The 20,039-nt window shown below is 63.6% G+C and carries 25 protein-coding genes; 17 read left to right on the plus strand and 8 right to left on the minus strand.

Annotated elements, in window-relative coordinates; translation table 11 throughout:
• Positions 1-61: 61 nt before the first annotated feature.
• Positions 62-745, minus strand: coding sequence for an endonuclease III (gene nth, locus GCU68_RS11315; protein ID WP_152941696.1), 684 nt, complete (start codon positions 743-745; stop codon positions 62-64).
• Between the two features lie 169 nt (positions 746-914).
• On the opposite strand from nth, the gene GCU68_RS21955 reads away from it, so the two are divergent.
• The gene (locus GCU68_RS21955; protein ID WP_264373458.1) at positions 915-1,040 is read left to right on the plus strand and encodes a hypothetical protein; all 126 of its coding nucleotides are present in this window, start codon (positions 915-917) and stop codon (positions 1,038-1,040) included.
• 321 nt (positions 1,041-1,361) lie between these two features.
• Complete coding sequence (locus GCU68_RS11320; protein WP_152941698.1) at positions 1,362-1,991, plus strand: class I SAM-dependent methyltransferase; 630 nt, start codon at positions 1,362-1,364, stop codon at positions 1,989-1,991.
• A 51-nt stretch (positions 1,992-2,042) separates the two neighbouring features.
• Here the strand turns inward: GCU68_RS11320 and GCU68_RS11325 are convergent, their stop codons facing one another.
• Positions 2,043-3,203, minus strand: a complete 1,161-nt coding sequence (locus GCU68_RS11325) for a methionine adenosyltransferase (RefSeq protein WP_152941700.1) — start codon at positions 3,201-3,203, stop codon at positions 2,043-2,045.
• Between the two features lie 159 nt (positions 3,204-3,362).
• Here GCU68_RS11325 and GCU68_RS11330 point away from each other — a divergent pair, with 159 nt between their 5' ends.
• The 10 genes from GCU68_RS11330 (at position 3,363) to GCU68_RS11375 (ending at position 12,445) form a co-directional block, all read left to right on the plus strand.
• The gene (locus GCU68_RS11330; protein ID WP_152941702.1) at positions 3,363-4,289 is read left to right on the plus strand and encodes an ABC transporter ATP-binding protein; all 927 of its coding nucleotides are present in this window, start codon (positions 3,363-3,365) and stop codon (positions 4,287-4,289) included.
• The gene (locus GCU68_RS11335) at positions 4,282-5,067 is read left to right on the plus strand and encodes an ABC transporter permease subunit (RefSeq protein ID WP_152941703.1); all 786 of its coding nucleotides are present in this window, start codon (positions 4,282-4,284) and stop codon (positions 5,065-5,067) included. The genes GCU68_RS11330 and GCU68_RS11335 overlap by 8 nt, the downstream gene beginning before the upstream one ends.
• Positions 5,068-5,140: 73 nt before the next feature.
• Complete coding sequence (locus GCU68_RS11340) at positions 5,141-6,022, plus strand: universal stress protein (protein WP_152941705.1); 882 nt, start codon at positions 5,141-5,143, stop codon at positions 6,020-6,022.
• A gap of 81 nt (positions 6,023-6,103) precedes the next feature.
• Positions 6,104-6,943, plus strand: a complete 840-nt coding sequence (locus GCU68_RS11345; protein ID WP_152941707.1) for a universal stress protein — start codon at positions 6,104-6,106, stop codon at positions 6,941-6,943.
• An 83-nt stretch (positions 6,944-7,026) separates the two neighbouring features.
• A complete protein-coding gene (locus GCU68_RS11350; RefSeq protein WP_152941709.1) occupies positions 7,027-7,452 on the plus strand; it encodes a universal stress protein in 426 nt (141 codons plus the stop codon).
• Between the two features lie 153 nt (positions 7,453-7,605).
• Positions 7,606-9,174 (plus strand): ABC1 kinase family protein, encoded by a 1,569-nt coding sequence (locus GCU68_RS11355; protein ID WP_152941711.1) that lies wholly within the window; start codon positions 7,606-7,608, stop codon positions 9,172-9,174.
• A 153-nt stretch (positions 9,175-9,327) separates the two neighbouring features.
• Entirely contained in the window at positions 9,328-9,771 is a 444-nt protein-coding gene (locus GCU68_RS11360) for a pyridoxamine 5'-phosphate oxidase family protein (RefSeq protein WP_152941713.1), read from the plus strand.
• Between the two features lie 118 nt (positions 9,772-9,889).
• Positions 9,890-10,306, plus strand: a complete 417-nt coding sequence (locus tag GCU68_RS11365) for a universal stress protein (protein WP_152941715.1) — start codon at positions 9,890-9,892, stop codon at positions 10,304-10,306.
• Between the two features lie 234 nt (positions 10,307-10,540).
• Positions 10,541-10,888, plus strand: coding sequence for a DUF7344 domain-containing protein (locus tag GCU68_RS11370; protein WP_152941717.1), 348 nt, complete (start codon positions 10,541-10,543; stop codon positions 10,886-10,888).
• Between the two features lie 186 nt (positions 10,889-11,074).
• Positions 11,075-12,445, plus strand: a complete 1,371-nt coding sequence (locus GCU68_RS11375) for a nicotinate phosphoribosyltransferase (RefSeq protein WP_152941719.1) — start codon at positions 11,075-11,077, stop codon at positions 12,443-12,445.
• A gap of 20 nt (positions 12,446-12,465) precedes the next feature.
• Here the strand turns inward: GCU68_RS11375 and GCU68_RS11380 are convergent, their stop codons facing one another.
• Both GCU68_RS11380 and GCU68_RS11385 read right to left on the minus strand, forming a co-directional pair.
• Entirely contained in the window at positions 12,466-13,335 is an 870-nt protein-coding gene (locus tag GCU68_RS11380) for a universal stress protein (protein WP_193565050.1), read from the minus strand.
• A 91-nt stretch (positions 13,336-13,426) separates the two neighbouring features.
• A complete protein-coding gene (locus GCU68_RS11385; RefSeq protein WP_152941721.1) occupies positions 13,427-13,915 on the minus strand; it encodes a universal stress protein in 489 nt (162 codons plus the stop codon).
• A gap of 189 nt (positions 13,916-14,104) precedes the next feature.
• On the opposite strand from GCU68_RS11385, the gene GCU68_RS11390 reads away from it, so the two are divergent.
• Complete coding sequence (locus tag GCU68_RS11390; protein WP_227014830.1) at positions 14,105-14,356, plus strand: universal stress protein; 252 nt, start codon at positions 14,105-14,107, stop codon at positions 14,354-14,356.
• 15 nt (positions 14,357-14,371) lie between these two features.
• On the opposite strand, the gene GCU68_RS11395 is transcribed toward GCU68_RS11390, so the two are convergent.
• Complete coding sequence (locus GCU68_RS11395) at positions 14,372-14,812, minus strand: universal stress protein (RefSeq protein WP_152941725.1); 441 nt, start codon at positions 14,810-14,812, stop codon at positions 14,372-14,374.
• A 102-nt stretch (positions 14,813-14,914) separates the two neighbouring features.
• Between GCU68_RS11395 and GCU68_RS11400 the strand changes: the two genes are divergently transcribed.
• On the plus strand, positions 14,915-15,538 hold the full coding sequence (locus tag GCU68_RS11400; RefSeq protein ID WP_152941727.1) for a SagB/ThcOx family dehydrogenase: 624 nt from the start codon (positions 14,915-14,917) through the stop codon (positions 15,536-15,538).
• A 17-nt stretch (positions 15,539-15,555) separates the two neighbouring features.
• Here the strand turns inward: GCU68_RS11400 and GCU68_RS11405 are convergent, their stop codons facing one another.
• Positions 15,556-16,191 carry a dienelactone hydrolase family protein gene (locus tag GCU68_RS11405; RefSeq protein WP_152941729.1) on the minus strand — a complete coding sequence of 212 codons (636 nt, stop codon included), beginning with the start codon at positions 16,189-16,191 and terminating at the stop codon, positions 15,556-15,558.
• Between the two features lie 134 nt (positions 16,192-16,325).
• Positions 16,326-16,781 carry an Hsp20/alpha crystallin family protein gene (locus tag GCU68_RS11410; RefSeq protein WP_152941731.1) on the minus strand — a complete coding sequence of 152 codons (456 nt, stop codon included), beginning with the start codon at positions 16,779-16,781 and terminating at the stop codon, positions 16,326-16,328.
• Between the two features lie 158 nt (positions 16,782-16,939).
• Between GCU68_RS11410 and GCU68_RS11415 the strand changes: the two genes are divergently transcribed.
• The 3 genes from GCU68_RS11415 (at position 16,940) to GCU68_RS11425 (ending at position 19,372) form a co-directional block, all read left to right on the plus strand.
• A complete protein-coding gene (locus tag GCU68_RS11415; protein WP_152941733.1) occupies positions 16,940-18,418 on the plus strand; it encodes an AMP phosphorylase in 1,479 nt (492 codons plus the stop codon).
• Positions 18,419-18,469: 51 nt separating this feature from the next.
• Entirely contained in the window at positions 18,470-18,874 is a 405-nt protein-coding gene (locus tag GCU68_RS11420) for a universal stress protein (RefSeq protein ID WP_152941735.1), read from the plus strand.
• Positions 18,875-18,952: 78 nt separating this feature from the next.
• Positions 18,953-19,372, plus strand: coding sequence for a universal stress protein (locus GCU68_RS11425; protein WP_152941737.1), 420 nt, complete (start codon positions 18,953-18,955; stop codon positions 19,370-19,372).
• A 48-nt stretch (positions 19,373-19,420) separates the two neighbouring features.
• Here GCU68_RS11425 and GCU68_RS11430 read toward each other — a convergent pair whose 3' ends face one another.
• On the minus strand, positions 19,421-20,023 hold the full coding sequence (locus GCU68_RS11430; protein ID WP_152941739.1) for a metal-dependent hydrolase: 603 nt from the start codon (positions 20,021-20,023) through the stop codon (positions 19,421-19,423).
• Positions 20,024-20,039: the final 16 nt, after the last annotated feature.

Consider the following 20,039-nt stretch of genomic DNA (forward strand, 5'->3'; position numbering starts at 1 on the left):
AGCCGTTGGGCTTGCGAGGGTCGGCGTGGGGTGTCAGTGCCGGACGGCGACCAACTCGTCGTTACCAGAGCTCGCCGGAGGCGAGGTCGACCTCGCTGTCACCTTTCTCGGAGGGACAGATGTCGGCCAGCACGCAGTCCGAACAGTCGGGATTCCGAGCCGTACAGGTCGCCCGACCGTGATCGATACAGAGGTGGGTGAACTGCTGCCAGTAGCCTTCCGGAACGATCCCCATGAGGTCCTGTTCGATCGGCTCCGGATACTCCTCCTCGGTCAGGCCGAGTCGACGAGAGAGTCGCTGTACGTGAGTATCGACCACGATGCCTTCGACGATGTCGTGGGCGTGCTGGAGGACCACGTTCGCGGTCTTTCGACCGACACCCGACAGCGCCGTGAGTTCGTCCATCGTATCCGGCACCTCGCCGTTGTGGTCCTCGAGAATCGTCGTACAGGCGCTACGGATGTATTTGGCCTTGTTGTTGTAGTAGGTGATCGAGTTCAGGTCCTCGGCGAGTTCCTCCTGTGGGGCGTTGGCGTAGTCTTCCGGCCCGTCGTACTTCTCGAAGAGGTCTTTCGTCTCTTTGTTGACGCGTTCGTCGGTACACTGCGCCGAGAGCATCACCGCGATCAGGAGTTCGAGCCGGTTCGAATACCGCAGCGAAATCGTCGAATCCGGATACGCCTCCTCGAGGCGGTCGATGACTTCCTCGGCCTGTGCTGTGCGGCTCTCGAGCGGGGTTCCCATTGCGCGTTCGTTGCGAGAGCGACCATTTGACCCTGTCGGTCAGCGACGACGCGGCCTCGAGGCCGCGTCGTCGTCGACCCACTGATGGCGGACCCACTGATCCGTGTGATCCAAGTATGTATCGGAAATAAATATATTCCTTATTTCGTGAATAGTGGACCGACACCGTGTGTCAGTGTCAACGGAGACGGCTAACCGAGATGTACTCGAGCACACGACGTTTCGACACGGGGAGACGACACAACTGGCGGTGACGTGGTCGATCGACGAGCCATCGAGTACGGCGCGCTTTTGAGCGTGAGTTGCCGAATTACCCATCGGTCGTCTTCGGAACTCGGCGTACACCAGTAGCACGCTGCCATCGCCGAAGCCCTCGAGTCGATGTGGCGACGACCGGCAATCGACCGCTGACTCGAGCGCCTCGTTTGACAATCCTGCTCCGAGAGTGCATACGTAAATCGATAGTAGTAGAAATATGACGGGTCTTCGGTATATTAGTTCGTGCACTATCTATCGCCTTGACAGGCCGTCACCGTCCATCGGTTTCGTTCGACGATGCAGTCGAGACTGTGCTGTGGTACCAAGCGTTAGTAGTCCCCGACTCGTACGCACGCATATGCCGAAAACAGCACCGTTCGAGGAACACACCGACCGGTACGAAGGGTGGTTCGAGGCACACGACGCCGCGTATCAGTCCGAGATCGAGGCTCTGGAACGCTTGGTTCCGTCGCCGGGCTACGGCATCGAAATCGGCGTCGGCAGCGCGCGCTTTGCCGAACCGCTCGGGCTGTCGGTCGGGATCGATCCAACCGAGGCGATGCTCGAGTACGCCCGCGAGCGAGGGATCGACACTGTCAGAGGTGTCGCCGAAGCGCTCCCGTTCGCAGACGACTCGTTCGAGACCGCGCTGATCGTGACGACGATCTGTTTCGTCGACGATATCCCGCAGACGCTGGCCGAAGCGGATCGGGTTCTCGAGCCGTCCGGACGGCTCGTGATCGGATATATCGACAAGGACAGTCCCGTCGGCCAGCGCTATCAGGAGACCAAAGACGAGAATCCGTTCTACAGGGACGCGACGTTCGTTTCGACCGACGAACTCCTCACGGCGCTCGAGGCGGCCGGGTTCACCGAGTTCGAGTTCGTCCAGACCATCTACCACTGGCTCGACGAGATCGATGGCCCCGAACCGATCGAGGAGGGGTACGGCGACGGCTCGTTCGTTGGAATCAAAGCGACTCGGTGATGATCCCGACGTTCCTCGACGTACTGTGAAGGGCACCGACAGAAGCCGCCCTTAGAACAGTCGCACGTCGCCGGCCACGAGCGCTCGAGAGAGCGAGTCGATGCGCTCGAGTTCGGCGGTGACGAGACGTCGTATCTCGTCGCCGTCGCGTGTCGTCGTCCCGACTTCGACAGCAAGCGGTTCCGTGACTGGCGCACCGATCTGAGACAGGAGTGTTACGGCGGCGTACTCGGCACCGAGGTCGTCGACGATCCGTTCTGCGGCGTTCGTCGCGACGAGCGAATAGAGTTTGCCGACGTGACTGACCGGGTTCTTTCCGGCCGCTGCCTCGAGCGTCATCGGCCGATGAGGCGTGATGAGTCCGTTGACGCGATTCCCTCGACCGACGTTCCCGTCGTCCCCCATCTCCGCGGAGAGCCCAGTCTCAGTGAGGTAAACGCTCTCGCTGTCGACGTCATCGGCAGCGTTAACAGTGACTTGGACGTCTCGATCCGTTCGCTCGCTCGCGCAGCGGCTTGTCAGTTCACGTACCTGCGTCGTGACGTCGACGTATTCGTCGATAGTCGCGACGTACCGAGAGATAACGGCGGCTGCGACGGTGATCCGAAGGGTGTCATCCGTCCGCCACCCCATCAGTTTGACGTCGTCGCCGACTGCTGGAATCTCCTCACGAATCGCCACGTCGAGCCCACGGATGATACGCTCCGTTTCAGAGAGGGGTGCGTAGCCGATACCGATACTGGTGTCGTTCGCTCGAGGGACGGTTCGGTCGTCGAACAACGCTTTCAGATCGGCGGACGTCTCACCGAGACGCGGCTCGAATTCGATCGCGTCAGCTGGCAACTCGTCGAAGGTCGCGTCGACGTAGTCTCGTGCGGCGGCGACCGCGAGGTCGTCGACTGGAACGGACTGTCCGTCGACGGTCGTAGTCGCCTGCCCGCTGATGAGGACGTAGATCGGATCGACGATTTCACCGCCACCGAACGACGGCTTCGTCGTTCCAGCAACGAGCTGAACACTGTCGGTGTTGTGATGGAGGATCTGGCCGAATTCGTCGAGATAGTACTGTGAGAGACGTCGCGAAATCGCCTCGGCGATCCCATCGCAGATCGAATCCGGATGTCCGATCCCCTTTCGCTCGACGAACGTTGTCGAGCGTGATGCGAAGGGATCTTGCTCGAGGTGCATAACGGTCCACGAGGTGTCAGCCATAGATAGAACCACACTCGACGTGCTGAAGTATAATACACAGTACTGCGACACTGATACTCCATAGACAGAGGACAGTTATGTCTAGAGGATGAGGCCCTAAACTATCAGGTCGTTTGACTCACCAGTACAGCCAAATGGGTTCGTTGAGTAGCCCGTTCTATGACTGCCATCGAACTCGAGGGGCTCACGAAAGATTACGGCGAGGTCCTCGCAAACGACGGGTTGACGTTCAGCGTCGACACGGGGGAGGTCTTCGGCTATCTGGGGCCGAACGGCGCTGGCAAGACGACGACCATTCGGATGCTGCTCGGGTTCATTTCGCCGACGGCCGGATCCGGACGGGTGCTGGGCCACGACATCCGGGACGAACGGGCACTTATCGAGGCCAAACGGCAGATCGGCTATCTCTCTGACGAGCCGGGGTTCGACGAGCAGGCGACCGGCAACGAGATCCTCGAGCTCCACGCCGCGGTCAAAGGCGACGAGCGAAGCGACGAACTCCTCAAGTTGTTCGATCCGCCGATGGATCGGCAGATCCGCGAGTACTCGCGTGGGAACGTCCAGAAACTGGGGCTCGTGACGACGTTCATGCACGATCCGGAGCTCGTGATCTTAGACGAGCCGACCAGTGGTCTCGATCCGCTGATGAAACAGCGCTTCGCCGAGTTCCTCCGGGCCGAAAAACAACAGGGTGTGACGGTGTTTTTCTCCTCACACATTTTGAGTGAGGTGCGGCGACTCTGTGATCGCGTCGGCATCATCCGTAGTGGGAAACTCGTCACAGTCGATCCCGTCGAGACCCTGTTGAACCGGAGCGGGAAGGCAGTCCGTATCCAGAGCGACATCCCGATTCCGACGTCGGTCCTCGAGATCGACGGCGTCCACGATCTCGAGACGAGTGCCCCCAGCGACGCACCTGATATCGATCCCGACTCGGCGTTCACCGAGTGTGCGTTCACGTACACCGGCGACATCAACCGACTCCTCGGCACGCTCTCGGAGTACGAGCTACTGGATCTCTCGATCGAGGAAGCGCCACTCGAGGACGTCTTCCTGCGGTTTTACGGGGATGAGAACGATGTTTGAGTTCTTCCGCTACGACGCGCGCAAACGGATCACCGGCAGTCTGTATCTGACGGCCGGGCTGGCGCTGTTAGCCGCGATGGTCATCTGGGTCTACCCGTCGTTCCGGGATGCCTTCGACGAGGACGAACTGCTCGCGGCCTATCCGCAGGAACTCATCCAACTGTTCGGCATCCAGACGATGACCTCACTCGAGGGGTTTCTCGCGTTCGAACTCTACGTCTTCGGCTGGGTCATCCTGCTCGGACTGTACTTCGCCTACAGCGCCGCGGGCGTGATCGCCGACGACGTCGACCGAGGGCGGATGGACTCGCTGTTGGCGATGCCGGTGTCCCGGCGTCGGCTCGTCGCTGAGAAGTTCGCTGCACTCGGCGTGCCGATCGTCGTCGTGAACCTCCTGATGCCGCTCGTCGTGCTCGTCGGCGCCTGGCTGATCGACGAATCGATGGCCGTGGCCGACGTGTTCGCCGTTCACCTCTTCTCGATCCCGTATCTGTTCGCCTGTGCCGGGATCGGCCTCGTCTGCTCCGTCGCGTTCGACCGCGCGGCGATCGCCCAGCGGGTCGCCCTCGGCGCCACGTTCGCCCTCTTTCTGATGGAGTCGGTCCTCGAGGGGACCGACTACGAGGACGTCGGCGCGCTGGCACCGATGCGGTATTTCGACCCTAACGAGATCCTGCTGCAGGGGGAGTACGACCTCGTCGGGGCCGGGATTCTGATCGCGGTGACGTTGGGCCTCGTCGTCGTCAGCCAGTTCTGGTTCTCGCAAAAAGACGTCTAATCCCAGGTGTGTGCGTTGCGTTCCCGCGTGAAAGGATCGGATAACGATAGGGGTGGCCGGTCTGAACGCGCCTATGTCAGACGATGCTGCGGCCGTCGAGGGTACCTTGCTGGTGCCGATTGCGAACGCGGAGACCGCCGCCCGCCAGTTCGAGACCGCACTCGACATCGCGACCGATCGCTCGTATCGAATCCTGCTCGTCTACGTCGTCGACGTCCCCCCACAACTGTCGCTGACGGACGGTCGACGGTACCTGCTCGAGGACGAAGATGAACGGATGCTTTCGGACGCGGCGGCTCGCGTCGAGGCCCACGGCGTCCCTGTCGACAAACGGATCCGAGTTGCTCGCGGTGTCGCGACAGGCATCCTCGGAGTTGCCGACCGCCACGATGTCGACGCAATCCTACTGGGCTGGCGCGGCCGGCCGCCACGACCGGACGTCGTCCTCGGCAACCACATCGACAGCGTGTTGCAAAACGCCGCGTGTGACGTTCTCGTCCAGCGGATCAAAACGCCGCGACCGGACCCCGTCGAGTCGGTGCTCGTCCCGATCGCTGGCGGCCCACACGAGGGGCTGTCCACCGACGCTGCCGCCTCGATCGCCTGCCGTAACGACGCCGCGGTCACGCTGTTACACGTCCGCGATCCGGACGACCCCGAGCAGACGCAGGCGGACGCAGAGGCGCTGCTGGCCAATGCTGCAGACGCGTTCGACGGTATTCCATCCCTCGAGCGAGAACTCGTCGAACGCGACGACGTCGCGGGGACGATAACCGACTGGACCGCCGACCACGACGTCACCGTCCTCGGCGTCTCGCGGGGTGGCCTCATTCAGCGCGCCCTCCTCGGCTCGATTTCCGAGGCGGTCGGGAGACACGCGGCCAACACGGTCGTGCTGGCGAAGCGGTACGAGTCGGTTTCCTCGCGACTGCGGCGACTGTTTTCCGGCCGCTGACTCGTCGGGCCGAGACAGCGATCCCCGTCCGCTGGCGACGAGCGGGTGATTTCTTGCCGGTCGCGGTCCTATACCCGGCGTATGGCTGACTCGATTTTGCTCCCGGTAAACGGGGGCGACGGCTCGGCGGCGGCCGAATACGCCATCGCGGTCGCGCGTGCGACCGGTGCGACCGTCCGCGTGCTGGCCGTCGCCGACCCGAGCGCCCTCGAGCGTGTACCGGCCGACGAGACGGCGTCGCTTCGAGCACGGGCCGACGAGCGCAGTCGGGCGGCGCTCGAGTCGACCGCCGGGACGGTCGACGCCGCCGGGATCGACGTCGTTCGAGACCACCGCGAGGGCGTCCCCCATCAGGAGATCACCACCGTCGCCGACGACAGCGAGATCGACCTGCTCGTTATAGAAGCGGACGGGCGGACGGCCGAACGGGTGCTCGCGCTGTCGGACGTCCCGGTGCTCGTCGTTCCGCCGGACGCGCGCGGGTGGCTCGACGCGGAATCGGTGGGTCCGAGTCGGATCGTGATCCCGACCGACGGGAGCGACGCCGCCGCACGCGCCGCTGACTGCGCCCTCGAGTTGGCGACAAACGCTCGCGGGGCCGTCGACGTGATCTCCGTGATCGACGAGACGAATCCTGCACTCGCGGACGCACCGCCACACCTCATCGAACTCTGTCGCGAGGGTGGCCACGACGCGATCGAGCCGATCGCCGTCGCAGCGCGCGACCGCGGGCTACCGGTGACGACCGACGTCATCCGTGGCGTCCCCCACGAGGAAATCGTGTCGTACGCAGCCGCCGTCGGTGCCGATCTGATCGCGATGGGTGCACGCGGGCTCGCCATCGGCGACGAGCCACTGCTCGGGGGAACGACGGCGCACGTCCTCGCGCGGACCGACCGGCCAGTGCTCGCGGTTCGATAGCTGTGGGACGATGCCACCGTCCGTCGCCGGTCGCCGTACCGAACGGAGACAAGGTTATGCCGGGCGCTGGAATAGGGTCGCGCATGGCCGACCGCGTTCTCGTTCCGTACGATGGATCCACGCCGTCGAACGACGCCCTCGAGTATGCCTTCGAGACGTATCCCGACGCCGAGGTGACGGCGTTACACGTCATCGAGGTACCGGAGTCACGTATCGACGTCCTCGAGGGGCCGGAGCTCCGCCCGCCGCTCACCGAGAAAGCCCGCGAGTACGCGATGGAACTCCTCGAGGGTGCGACGGCGCTCGCGGACACGCACGATCGCGACCTCGAGACGGCAGTCGTCACGGGCAAACCGGACCGGCGAATCGTCGAGTACGCGACGAAACACGGCCACGACGCGATCGTCATCGGCAGCCATGGCCGATCGGGGGTGTCGCGTGTCCTGCTCGGTTCGGTCGCAGCGGACGTCGTTCGACGGGCACCGATCCCCGTCGCGGTCGTTCGGTAGCGCCCGCTCGGCACCGCTCGAGTCATCGCGACGGGCTCGTGTTGCGGCCGTCCCGTTTCGAACGACCAGTGACGCCGACAGTCTATTTACGCGTGGTGTTCGAACACACACTATGGACTGCTGTTCGAGCGCCGCTTGCGTCTCACTCGAGCGATGAAGGGCTACTATCTCCGCTCTCTGCAGGTCATCGTTCGCTTTCTGCCCGTCGCAATCGCGTTGGTACGCGACCGCCGGCGGTTCCTGTTGTTCGGTCCGCCGCGACGGGTGTCGACGGCGACCCACCGGGAGCGTGCCGACCGACTCACCGAGACGATGCTCGAGCTCGGCCCGGCGTTTATCAAGGTCGGACAGGTGCTGTCGACGCGGCCGGATATCGTCCCGCCGACGTACACCGAGGCGTTTGCGACGCTGCAAGACGAGGTTCCCGAAGATGCGGGCGGCGATCCGCTCACCGTCGTCGAGGCCGAACTCGGCGACGAACTCGACCTCGAGACGCTCGAGCCGGTCGCTGGCGGCTCGCTCGCGTTCGTCTACACCGCCGCGTACGAGGGCGACCGAATCGCACTGAAGGTACGACGACCGGGACTGGTCCCGGTGATCGAGCGCGACCTCCGGGTCATACGGGGGCTCGTCCCGTTGCTCACGGCGTTCGCCGACGAACGCCAGCGCTACTCGATCGAGAACCTCGCCGACGACTTCGAGAACATCATCCTCGAGGAACTGGATTTCGAGCGCGAAGCGGCGATCATGGCGACGATCGGAGCGAACTTTGCGGACGACGACCGGGTCGTCGTGCCATCGACGCACGACGACCTCTGCTCGGAGCGTATCGTGGCGATGGAGTACGTCGAGGGCCGAAAGATCACCGCCGACCGCGCGCTCGAGTCGGCCGGGACCGGTCCGACCGAGATGGCGACGCTGATCGCCCGTACGTATCTGAAGATGGGGCTCGTCGACGGCGTCTTCCACGCCGATCCCCATCCCGGCAATCTTTCCGTCACGGACGAGGGACGGCTCGTCATCTACGACTACGGCATGAGCCAGCGGCTGAGCGAACAGGAACAGGACGACATTGCGACGCTGTATCGAAGCCTTGTCCGGCGCGACGTCGACGGCTTGCTGAACACGCTCATCGCCCTCGAGATCCTCGAGCCGACGGTCGATCGAGCCGCGGTTCGGCAGGTGCTCGAGTTGGTGATCGAGAACCTCGAGGGACGGTCGCAGATCACCTGGCGGGCGATCATCACCGAGTTGCTCTCGATGCTCCACGACTTCCCGTTTCGAATCCCGCCGAACGTGATGTTGCTCATTCGAGTCGGGACGGTGGGCGAGGGCGTCTGTCGAACGCTCGATCCGGAGTTCGACTTCCTCGGAGTGACGCGGTCATTTCTCGTCGACCACGGCTTCATCGAGAGCGAACTCGAGGCGCTGCTCGAGGACGTCCGCACCGACCTCCGAGAGTCCGCACCTGTTCTCGCTCGCGCGCCCGCCCGGTTCGATACCGTCTTCGGCCAACTCGAGCGCGGTGAACTCGTCGTCAGGACCGACCCGGTCGAAACGACAGCCGACGGCGACCCGGCAGTCGGCTACGCGATCGTCGCTGGCTCGCTGTTCGTCGCGACGGCCGTCCTGACGTTTCACGACCTCCCACTCGAGATCGCGAGTCTGGTGCTCGGCCTCGTCTTTCTCGGTCAGTACGTGTATCGACGCCGAGCGGCCTGATACGGACTGCTGTACTGATATCCCGCCGATCACCAGAACGGAGTCGGCGATTGGCGGTACGTGACGACAGTAGGCCGTATGAAACGCGGTTCTCGAGTGGTCGACACCGGTGAATGTGGGGGATTCTTGGTTCCGTCGCTCCAAGAGAGACCAATGGACAAGATCTCCTACGACTATATGTTCGGCATGGATGCGGCGACCGTCGACGACCTGTTAACAGCAAGCGAAGTCGGCGTCCTCTCGCTTGCGGACGAGTCGACTGCCTACGCCGTGCCAGTCGCCTTCCACTACGACGGCTCGTCGTTGTACATTCGCCTGACGAGCGACGATTCGAGTACGAAAATGACGTTTCTCGAGGCGACGACCGACGCGTGTCTCTGTCTGTACGAAGTCGAAGGGGCGGACGACTACTGGAGTATCGTCGTCAGAGGCCCACTCCGAGCGCTCGACGACGACGAGCGTGCCGCGTTCGATGAGATGACGATCAACGAGTCGTTTCGACGACTGCCGGTCTTCGATCAAGACATCGAGGCGACCGAGCTCGAGATCTACGAACTCGAGCTCGAGTCGGTGACGGGCCGGCAATCGGGGACATAACGGACCTCATCCACTGAACGCTCGAGACGAGGGAGTGGACAGGGCTGTGCGGGCGACGTCGTTCACGAGAGTGGTATTTCTCCCAGCATATATATGTCCGTTCGACAAATACGTTCGTATGAACGTTCTCGTTCCACTCGACGAATCCGATCCGGCACGCCAAGCGCTCGAGCACGCCGTGTCGACGTATCCGGATGCCACGATCACCGTCTTACACGTCATCAACCCCTCGATGGCGATGTACCGCGGCGAGATGGCGTACAACTACGAACGCCTCATCGAACTCGAGGAAGAGGAGGCCGAAGACCTTTTCGAGACGGCAAAAGAGATCGGTGACGAACACGGTGCGTCGATCACGACGGAACTGATGGTTGGCACGCCTGCTCGTAGCATCGTCTCCTTTGCGGAGGACAACGACGTCGACCAGATCGTCCTCGGCAGTCACGGCCGCTCGGGGGTGTCGCGTGTCCTGCTCGGTAGCGTCGCCGAACAGGTCGTCCGCCGCGCGACGGTTCCGGTAACCGTCGTCCGGTAACACGGTGGTGACTTCCGACGACGGTCGGAATGGTCGGTCGTAGCCGAGGCATTTTCCGAAGGCCGAACCCGTGCAAGCACCGACTACCGGCCGCTAATCGCTGGTTTCGCGGTGCTATCAGCTTTTCTCACACACTGTTTCAGTAGATATTTCAAAACGAGTGGTGCTTTCATTCCGTGGGAACTGATTAGTGGATATTTTACCATGGCTGGAGAGTATCCGGTCGTCAGAACCATGAACGAGCGTCAGACTGTGGCCGACGACGGACTCACACAGTATCCGTGTGATGTGGACGATGTCTTCCGTCTCCTCGCGAACGCCCGCCGCCGGGAACTCATCACCGCCCTACACACCTGTGACGACGATCGGATACGTCTCTCGAGACTGCGTCGCCAGTGTACAACGGGCGAGCGGGCGGATGCTCGGGCCTGGGAACGAGCGGTTCATCACGTCCACGTGCCGATGCTCGACGACCTCGGCCTCGTCGACTACGACGCCGACACCGAGACGCTGCGGTACTATCACTATGAACTGATCGACGACGTGTTGTCGGCGATCGATGCCATCGATAGTAGCCACTGACCGTCACTGCACACCGAATCGCACGATAGCTGTGCGATGCGTGTAGTCACTTATATCAGTTATTCCGACACCGCTCGCCGGAAACGACGCGTCCAGTGTGTCCGCCCGCTTCGACTCGAGTGACCCACTCCAAACGAGTGCACACGGAGAGTTATCAGGGTACACGTGATGCGTTCAGCCAAGACGATGTCGCAGACAACATTTGGCTACCTGACCGACGCAAACGCATCGCTGTTTACCGACCTCTACGAGCTGCGAATGCTGCAGGCGTACGTCAATCAGGACCACAACCCGACGGCGACGTTCAGCCTGTTCGTCCGCGATCTGCCGCCGAATCGAGGGTACATGCTCGCTGCAGGGCTCGAGCAGGCGATCCACTACATCGAGACGCTTTCCTTTGGCGAGCGCACGCTCGAGTATCTGGCCGAGGAAGGGTTCGACGAGTCGTTTCTCTCCCACCTGTCGGAGTTCGAGTTCACCGGCGAGGTGCGCGCCCTGCCGGAAGGGACGCCGGTCTTCGCGAATGAACCGCTGCTCGAGGTGACCGCCCCCATCGCACAGGCACAGGTGCTCGAGACCGCGCTGATCAACCAGATCGGCTACCAATCACTCATCGCAACCAAGGCGAGTCGCATGCGCGACGTGGTCGACCGGAAGGGGGACGGACAGCAGCTGATCGATTTCGGTTCGCGACGGGCTCACGGCACCGACGCGGGCATGAAAGCGGCTCGTGCCGCGTACATCGGCGGTTTCGACGGCACGTCGAACGTCGCCGCCGGGGAGGCGTTCGGGATCCCGATCTCCGGGACGATGGCCCACTCGTGGGTCCAGAGCTTCGACCGCGAGCGCGACAGCTTCGAGACGTTCGTCGACGAGTACGGCGACGAGAGCGTGCTCCTGATCGACACCTACGACACCGTTCGCGGGGCGGAGCACGCGAAGGAGGTCGCCGACGAGACGGGTACGTCGATCCGCGGCGTTCGCCTCGACTCGGGTGATCTCGCGGCGCTCTCGAAGGACGTCGACGAGGTACTCCCCGACGTCGACCAGTTCATTTCCTCGGGCATCGACGAGTACAAGATCGACGATTTCTTCGATCGAGGCGGTATCGGTGCGGGGTTCGGGCCGGGAACCGCGCTGGTGACGAGCACCGACGCGCCGAAAGTCGAGGGCGTCTACAAACTCGTCGCGGTCGAACGCGACGGCGAGATGCGACCGACCATGAAGCTCTCGACGGGGAAAGTCACCTACCCCGGCGCGAAAAGCGTCCGCCGCACCGAGGCAGACGGCGAGTACACCGGCGACGTCATCGGGCTCCGGGACGAGGATCTGCCCGGCGAGGAGCAACTCGTCACCGTCATCGACGACGGTGAGCGCGTCATCGACCTCCCCGACCTCGAGGAGTGTAAAGCTCGAGCGCGGACCCACCGACGGAAACTGTCCGAATCGATCCGTCGACTCGAGGACCCCGAGCCCTACGACGTCCGAATCAGTGACGACCTGCAGGCAGAAACCGAGGCGTTACAGCAGGAGCTTGAGGCCAGAATTTCGGAATAAGGGATCGACGCAAAACGAGTTTAGTTGCTCGTCAGCACCGGAATCGGCGACCGCCGGACGACGCGGGCCGTCGTGCTCCCGAGCAGTTGGCCCGACCCCACGGCGCGGCCGCGGGTTCCCATCGCGACGAGGTCGGCGTCGACTGTCGAGGCGTACTCGAGCAGTTTCTCGGCCGGCACGCCGCGACGGATGGCAGTGGTAGCTTCGAGGCCGCGCTCGTCGGCCATCTCGGCGACCGTTTCGGTCGCGTTTTCGCCACCTTCTTTGAGCAAGCCGACGATGCTTCGCGGGGCGTCCTCGAGGTCGTAGGTCGTCGTATCGACCACGTAGACGACGTTGACGCTGGCGTCGTATTTCTCGGCGATCTCGAGGGCGTTTTCCGCGGCGCGGTCGGCGGCGTCGCTCCCGTCGGTCGGGATGACGATTCGGTCGTACGCCGGGGCGGGTGTGTCGCCGTCGTCGGTCAGCCGGACCGACAACACCGGGACATCCGACAACGCAAGGACGCGTTCGGTGGTGCTGCCCAGCCGGGCCCGGTCGGCACCCGTCCGGCCGTGTGTCCCCATCACGATCATGTCGACCGCCTGCTCGTCGACGTACTCGAGGATCGTTCGATGCGGAACGCCCTCACGGACCTCTCGAGCGGCCTGCAGGTCGTTTTCCTCGGCGACATCCGTGATTCGGATCGTCGCCTCGCGGCCCCGTCGCTCCGAGGGGGCGTACAGTTCCTCGCGGTCGTCGGCGGCGAGTTCGGCCGGCGTACCGCCAGTCTCGACGACGTAGAGGCTGTGGATCTCGGCCTCGTACGTCCGGCCGAGCTCGAGGGCGTGATCGATCGTCGCTTCGGCACCGGCACTCCCGTCAGTCGGAACGAGGATGGTCGTGAACATTCTACTGGGTCGTTCGGTTCGGACGCCTATCAAACGCACTCGTATATTCAGTACCTGACAGCAGTCGCGGGCCAGTAACTGCTCGCCGTCGTCACGACTCCTGGTAGGCACCCGTTTCCAACGGAATTTCGGAGATCTCCGGCGGAGCGTAGTACCGGACGATGTGGACGTCGTACGTCGCGTTCGCGGCGACACCGCCCGCGACGCTCGTCACCGGCTGGGCGATCTCGCCGACGTTGTCGGTGCCGAGGAAGACGACCGACGGTCGGATTTCGTCAGCAACGTCCGTGATCCGGGCCGCGATCGCCGCGGGTGTTCCGTCGTCGATGGCCTCCTCTCGGAACGTCGCGCCGGGAGCGATGTCGTCGACGCCCTCCCGAAGTCGTTTGGCGACGTAGGCGACGCTAAACGGCTCGGACTCGCCAGGTTCGTACCAGCCGACGCTTGTCGCGTACGCCTCGTCGTCCGGGATTACCGAGAGGGCGGTTACGTCCTCGTCCAGTGCGTCACCGTACTCGGACGCGCGCTTCAGTGCCGCCTCTGCCAGATAGGAGCCGTCGAACGGGACGAGGAACGTCATGTGTCTATGTAGTGTTCGCGCGCATCAATCAACAATCTTTGGTACTCCGGCCTGAATACGGTCGCCGGGCGCGTACAACGGCGTCTGAGCGAGACGATTCTCGTCCCACACGACGGGAGCGAGCACGCCGACGCTGGTGTCGAGAACGGCGGCCGGTGGCGACACCGCGCCAGCGAGCACGCAGCCGACGTGTTCGACGTCGTCAGCGATATCGCCGCAGCGTTCGAGACGTCCGCCGAGACGGAGTGGCAGTACAGCCGACCGAAACACGTGATCGTCCAGTATATCGATGACGAGGGCATCGACGAGGTCGTGATGGGCAGTCGCGGCCGCAGCGGGATCGACCGACTGCTGCTCGGCAGCGTGGCCGAAACGGTCGTTCGACGCACCTCCGTCCCCGTGACTATCGTCCGAGAGGGACACCACGATGAGCTAGCATAGCCGTCGCTCGAGCGTTTATCGGATAACTGTGACCGGAACGGGCGACCGACGGACGACGGTCGCTGCCACGCTGCCGTAGAGCGCCCGATTCGACTCGAGTCGTCCGTGTGAGCCAAGCACGATGTGGTCGACGGCTTCGTCGGTCGTATACTCGAGAATGAGTCGCGCCGGTTCGCCGATATCGGACTCGGTCGCGACCGTTCGGTCGTAGTCGGCGGCGACGTCGGCGACTTCCTCGAACAGATGATCGGTCGCTGCGTCGACGGTGCGGTACCACTCGTCCGAGCCGATCATCGGTTCGTAGGCGGAGTCGACATCGGTGCTGTACTCGGGTTCGAACAGGTCGACCACGTGATAGGCCGTGATTTCGGCGTCCGGAAACGCTCGCAAGGCGTGTCGAAGTGCGTCCATCGAGAGCGGCGAGCCGTCGACCGGAACGAGAACCGAACTGGGCATACGTCTGCTTCCGGGTGGAGTGGTATATACATACTGTCGTCTCACCCTGATCGACGGCCTCGAGCCCGTCCGTTTTTGACTCCTACCGGTGGACCGGGTCCTATGGCACCGATCGATCTCCCCGACCCCGGGACGCACGGCTCGACGAGCGTCGAACGTGCGATCGCGACCAGAGCGAGTCGCCGATCGTTCGCTCGCACGCCGCTCGAACTCGCGGACGTTGCACAGCTCCTGTGGGCTGCCCAAGGGCTCACCCACGTCCGCGACGGCGTCGAGATGCGTACCGCGCCGAGCGCCGGAGCGACGTACCCCCTCGTCGCCTTTCTCGAGGTCGCGCCCGACGGCTGTGCGGCGCTTGAGGCCGGGCTGTACCGGTACGATCCACGAAAGCATCGACTCGAGTTCGAACGCGAGGGACCGATCCACGACGACCTCACGGAAGCTGCGCTCGGGCAGGACGTCGTTCGAGCCGCGCCGGCGACGGTCGTCCTCGCCGCGGACGCCGACCGGACGCGCCGGCAGTACCCCGACCACGGCGATCGATACGTCCACATGGAGGCGGGCCACGCCGCACAGAACGTCCTCCTCGTCTGTGCGTCGCGGGAGCTGCATGGCTGTCCCGTCGGTGCGTTCGACGACGCTGACCTCTCGGCCGCGCTCGGCCTGCCCGAGCGCCTCGAGGCGCTGTACCTGCTTCCCTGTGGTCGGCCACCGGCCGACCGGTAGCGGTCTCGGTTCCGTGTCTACTGCAAGTGGTCTTCGAACCAATCGGCTGCTACGTCGGCGACTTCCTCGAGCTGGCCGGGGCCTTCGAAGAGGTGGCCCGCGCCCGCGACGACGTGGAGATCGTGTTCGCAAGTGAGTTCGGCGGCGGCCTCACGGTTGAGTTGGAGGACCTGCGTGTCGTCGCCGCCGACGATGAACAACGAGGGCGCAGTGACGTCCGCGAGGGCCTCCGACGCGAGGTCGACGCGGCCACCCCGAGAGACGACGGCGTCAATGTCAGTCGCGGGACGCGCCGCGGCCCGCAGTGCCGACGCCGCGCCGGTACTCGAGCCGAAGTAGCCGTAGCGAAGGTCTGCCGTCGCCTCGCGCGCTCGCAGCCACTCAGTGACCGCGACGAGTCGGTCGGTCAACAGGGGAATGTCGAAGCGGTTCTCGCGATATCGGTCTTCGTCCTCCGTGAGCAGGTCGAACAACAGAGTCCCGAGCCCACGCTCGCGGATGACGTCCGCGACGTAGTTGTTCCGCGGGCTCTTTCGACTGCTGCCGCTGCCGTGCGCGAAGACGACGAGGCCGCTCGCGCCTTCGGGGACGAGGAGATTTCCCTCGAGTTCGACGTCATCGACTGGAATTTGTGTACGGTTCTCGCCGGACATGAACTGATCTCCACTCCCCGTCGACTTAGTGCTGTCATCGGTCAGTTCGAGCGATCGTTCGCAGCTGATACGGGCTGCCCGCCACGTCGAAGTGAGTCGTCGAAATCGCGGCCTCGAGCCCGCCACTCTCGCTGCTACTCGATATCGATCTGCTGACCCTCGCGGGCTTCGGGCTCGCGTTTTGGAAGCGTAATCGTGAGCACGCCGTTTCGATACCGTGCCTCGACAGCCTCTTCATCGACCGGCTCGGGGAGCCGGATGGAGCGACTGAGTGACTGGCGGGCCCGTTCGCTTTTGATGTAGAATTCATCCTCGCGCTCGTCGGTCGTCTCCGATTCGTGCGTTGCGGTGATGTGGATCGTGTCTTTGGAGAGGCGAACGTCGATGTCGTCTCTCTCGAAACCCGGCACGTCGGCCGTTAGGACGAACTCCTCGCCGTGGTCGGCCAGATCGATGCCCATCGTCGTAACGGCCGCCTGTGACTGCCCGAACTGGTCGATGTCCCACATCGACAGGGATTCCTCTAACTGTTGTTGCAGGCGTTCGAACTGTTTCTCGAGCGCTCTAAACGGGTTGCTGTCTGTACTCATTTTCATCACAGGGTCGAGACCCTAGGGTGGAGTCCGACGGCATCCGTGTTAAGCGTTTCAGCGGTTCGTGCGTTCGAGGCGACGGCTGGTGACCGACTCGAGCGCGTGACTCGTGCTATCCGCTATCGTTTTACGGCCGTGAGGTAGTATATGAACGAATGCAACTCGAGGCCACCACGGTCGATATCGGGACGACGCGCCCGCTCGTGCTGTTGAACACCGTCGACGCGGCGGAGTTGGGTGCCCATCCGATCGATCGCGTGCGAATCCAACACGCCGGCGAAACGACGACGGGAATCGTCAAGCGAACCGACGAACTGGTCCCGCCGGGAACGGTCGGCGTGACCGAACCGCTCCATCACGTCCGCGGAACCGTCGACGTCACACTCGCTGGTGCGCCCCACTCGGTTCGGTACGTCCGCAAGAAACTGGACGACATCGAACTTGAGGCGGACGAACTCGAGGCAATCGTCCGTGATATCCACGAAAGCCGACTCTCGGACGTCGAACTGAGCGCGTACGTCTCGGCGGTCTACGCGAACGGGCTCTCGCTCGAGGAGACGAAACACCTGACGGAGGCGATGACTGACGTCGGCGAGCAGCTACAGTGGGAGACGCCAGTCGTCGCGGACAAACACTCGATTGGCGGCGTCGCTGGCAACTGCGTGACACCGATTATCGTCTCCATCGTCGCAGCAGCGGGGCTGACGATGCCAAAGACCTCCTCGCGGGCGGTGACCTCGCCGGCGGGTACGGCAGACGTCGTAGAAGTCTTCTGTGACGTCGAGTTTACCATCGCCGAAATCGAGTCGATCGTCGAGGAAACCAACGGCTGTCTCGTCTGGGGCGGCGGCGTCGACCTTTCGCCGGTTGACGACGAGATCATCCGCGCCGAAAACCCGCTGTCGATCGACCCGCCGGGGCAACTCATCGCCTCGGTGCTCTCGAAAAAGCGCAGCGCGGGCTCGACGCACGTCGTCATCGACATCCCCTACGGCGAGGGCGTGAAAGTCGAGAGCCTCGTCGCAGCACGAGAACTGGCCGACGACGTCAAACGCGTCGGCGATCACCTCGAGGTCGACGTCACCTGTGCGATCACGCACGGCACCGATCCGATCGGCCGCGGCGTCGGACCAGTGCTCGAGGCCCGAGACGTGCTCGAAGTGCTCGAAGGCGACGGGCCAGAGTCGCTCCGACTGAAATCGGTGCGACTCGCCGAGATGCTTCTCACCCACTGTGGCGTCGACGCGTCGGCGACCGAGATCCTCGAGTCGGGACGCGCACTCGAGCGGTTCCGACGGATCGTTGCCGCACAGGGCGGTGAACCGGATATCGAGTCGACCGATCTCGAGCCGGGGGCGGAGTCGACGACCGTCCGCGCGGAGCGCACCGGCATCGCAACGCGAATCGACAACCGACAGCTCTGTGAGCTGGCCCGCCGGGCCGGTGCACCACTGGATAGCCGGGCCGGACTCGTGATCCATCGAACCGTCACCGACGCGGTCGAATCCGGCGACCGGTTGTATACGATCTACGCCGAGACGCCGACGAAACTCGCGGAGGCCGAACGGCTGGCCGACCGTCTCGAGCCGGTGCGTGTCAGGAGCAAGGCGGATGCACTCGTCGAGCGCCGGTAGCTGTGAGAGGTGTAACTTATTTGGGCTACCCAGTGGTGGGACACGTACAGTATGTACGACACGATCCTCGTCGCAACTGACGGGAGTGAGTCGGCGAACCGTGCAGTCGAGCAGGCGCTGGATCTGGCGTCGATGTTCGACGCCGAACTGTACGGCATTTCGGTCGTCGATACCCGTCGATACGGCGATTCGATGCTGTCGGACTCGAGTGGCGTTATCGGCGATCTAGCAGACAATGCCGAGGACATTTTGGCGGAGATCGAGTCGCGTGCTGACGTCGACGTAACGACGACCGTCCGACGTGGCCGTCCACACGAGGAAATTAGTAGCTACGCCGACACGATCGATGCAGACCTGATCGTGCTCGGCAATCGCGGCCTCGGCGCCGGCGGCGAGATCGGAAGCACCGCAGAGCGCGTCGTTAGATATCTCGATCGACCGGTACTGACGGCCTAATCGGGCCCCGAGCAGCGATCTGTCAGTGATTCGGGTATAACCTATTTGGCAGCGTCCGACATGGGTTCCGCCACGCCAATGTACGAGACGATTCTCGTCCCGACTGACGGGAGCGACCCGGCAAATCGGGCAGTAGAGCACGCACTAGAACTCGCGGACAGATACGACGCCGACATCCACACGATGTACTGCGTCGAGACCCACCGCTACGGTGAAACGGCGCTGAGCAGTGCCGAGATCGTGCTCGATCGACTCGAGGAACAGGGTGCCGCGATGCTCGAGGAGATCAGTGATCGCGCCGACAACGTCGGGATCGATTGCAGTTGGTCCGTCTGTCACGGCCGACCATGGGAGGAAGTCTACGAGAAGGCCGAGGACATCGATGCGGATCTGATCGTGATCGGTCACCAGGGCCAGAGTCACACCCGAACGGACAAGATCGGCAGCGTCGCCGAGCGGATCGTCCGGACTGCAGATAGACCGGTGCTGACCGCCTGACGCCACAGTCGACTCGCCATCGGCGTCACTCACACATTTCGGACCGTCTCAGGTTCGGTAGCGAGCGGGGACGTGGTGGCGAAGCGATGCTGGAACGAGCGCGGCGAGGCGTTCGGCGACGCTGGCGAGCGATTTTCGCAGGAGAACGTAGACGGCCGAGACGGTAAAGAGAACCAGTGCAACGGCAGTGACGGCCCCGCTGGTACCCACGCTCAACGCCAGCGCTGCGAGGCCGGCGAGGAGGAGATCCTCGGGCGCGCCGTCGTAGCGGACCCAGCGGCGAGGCGGAAGCCACCGGTCGTGGTAGTGGCTGTAGACGCCTCGTTCGGAGGTCGCTTCCCAGGGCCGCAACTCGAGGCCACCCCCGAGAACGTCGGTCACGGCGTGGATCGCTGCCGCGGCGAGGAAGACGGCGAGGACGACCGTCACCGAAGAGGGCACAGCGAGTGCGAGTGCGAGCGCCGGCACCGTCGAAAGCGACGCGTAGACGGGATAGTGGAGGGTCTTGCGGTGGCCCGCGTAGAGATCGAAGTCGGGAGCCAAGCCGCCGACAACGCCGGCCACGAACGCCGCCGGGGCGAACTCCGGGGCGATCGCCAACACTGGCAGTGCAACCGCCATTCCCCAGAGCGCGTGTGTCGTCGCCATCATCGTGCCCGCGAGTAAG

This window comes from Natronorubrum aibiense (assembly GCF_009392895.1).
Classification (GTDB): domain Archaea; phylum Halobacteriota; class Halobacteria; order Halobacteriales; family Natrialbaceae; genus Natronorubrum; species Natronorubrum aibiense.